The organism is Elstera litoralis (assembly GCF_000963705.1).
GTDB lineage: Bacteria > Pseudomonadota > Alphaproteobacteria > Elsterales > Elsteraceae > Elstera > Elstera litoralis.
This window is the reverse complement of sequence record NZ_LAJY01000678.1, coordinates 1-1,531: the sequence shown is the minus strand read 5'-3', so window position 1 is coordinate 1,531 and position 1,531 is coordinate 1. Positions and strand designations below refer to the sequence as shown.

Below are 1,531 nucleotides of genomic sequence, written 5' to 3'. Positions count from 1 at the left end.
GGGATAGCGATAGTTTTCTCTTGTTCCTCTTTTGATTTTTTAAAGGTGGGCTGATGCACGCGTCTCAGATGTCCCTCGAAAAGATGAACGCCGCCAAGCCCGCTACCCCTAAAACGGCAAATCGACCAAGTAATACAATCGAGCAGATTAAACTGCTGGTATCGCGGCTAGAGGGCCGCTTTACCGAGATCGCGTCCATTGCCGGGTTGATTAGCGACATCAGCAAGCACACGAAGATGCTCTCCTTCAATGCCACGATCGAATCGGCGCGGGCCGGGGAGGCCGGACGCGGCTTTGCCGTCGTCGCGTCCGAAGTGCGGGCTTTGGCAGAGCGCACGTCGGAGGCGACCTCCGACATTAATCGGATGCTCCAGGACGTGAACCGGGAAATTGTTAACGCGGTTCAGGATGTTGAAACGGCGGAGGTCGAAACGCTCATTCAGGGCGGCATTCGCATCGCCACGCTGGAAGCCGCCAAATTAGAAATCCTATTCGCGCGGATTGCGGCAGTTATTCATGCTTTCAAGCAGACGCTTCAGGGGCTAAGCCTCTCGGGGGAGGGGCTAACTCGCCGCACGATTGATAATATCATGGCCGAGTATTTGCAAAAAAATGAAGATTTGCTCGCGCTTTCCTGCTGCGCTCTGCCGAATGTCATTGACGGGGCCGATGCCGATTTCATCGGCGCGCCGGGCCATGATGCAACGGGGCGGTATATTCCCTATTGGAACCGGGGCAGTGGTCAAATTCAGGTGGAACCGCTAAGCGGCTACGATACGCCGGGCCTGAATGATTGGTACGAACTGCCGCGTAAAGCCGGGCATGACGTGATGATCGAGCCCTATGATTACCCGGTGGCGGGCCGCATCGTGCAGATTACCTCCCTCATGTCGCCTTTCACGGTGAAGGGCGTCTTCGCGGGCGTGATTGGGACCGACTATGCTTGGAGCGCCTCCAGGCGGATATGGCGCGGATTAAGCCTTTACGGTCGGCGCACTGATGCTGCTCTCCAATAGCGCCGCCTATGTGGCGCATCCCGACCGGGAGCATCTCGGCAAACCCGCCGATGATCTGAGTGCGGACGCGAAGAGCGCCATTCGCGCCGGTCAGGCCTATCATTACATCGATGCAGCGGGCGTCGTCCGGATCTTCCACCCACTCAAAATCGGCGAAGATACGCACCCCTGGTCGGTGATGGTGATGTTCGAGATCGCGGGGGCTCTGCGCAGCGGGAGCCGTTGACACCGGAGAGGTTTCTGTTGCGCAAGGAGCCTAGTAAGGCCTCTCCCGCAAGCCGGCAGGATCGGGGAAACGGGGTTTTCGCTTAAGTGTATGGCTCTTGGATATTTAATAATTCTAATTATGACTAAAACCTTGATTAGGGAAATATAGATAGAATTCTACAATTATATCGAGAAACTGAGATTAGACACTTAACAGTGTAAGCTCGAAACGTTACGAAAATTACTGAGCTGCTTAATATAATATTAGGATTCGAGATTTTATAACGGATCATCGCTATGGGTTGATG

2 protein-coding genes are annotated in these 1,531 nt (G+C 54.5%); both read left to right on the top strand.

Annotation, left to right across the window (positions count from 1 at the left end; translation table 11 throughout):
• The first annotated feature begins 68 nt into the window (after positions 1-68).
• A complete protein-coding gene (locus tag VZ95_RS18920; RefSeq protein ID WP_052711951.1) occupies positions 69-1,016 on the top strand; it encodes a methyl-accepting chemotaxis protein in 948 nt (315 codons plus the stop codon).
• Positions 1,000-1,242, top strand: coding sequence for a PDC sensor domain-containing protein (locus VZ95_RS22500; RefSeq protein WP_052711950.1), 243 nt, complete (start codon positions 1,000-1,002; stop codon positions 1,240-1,242). Before VZ95_RS18920 ends, VZ95_RS22500 begins: the two co-directional genes overlap by 17 nt.
• The last annotated feature ends 289 nt before the right edge of the window (positions 1,243-1,531 follow it).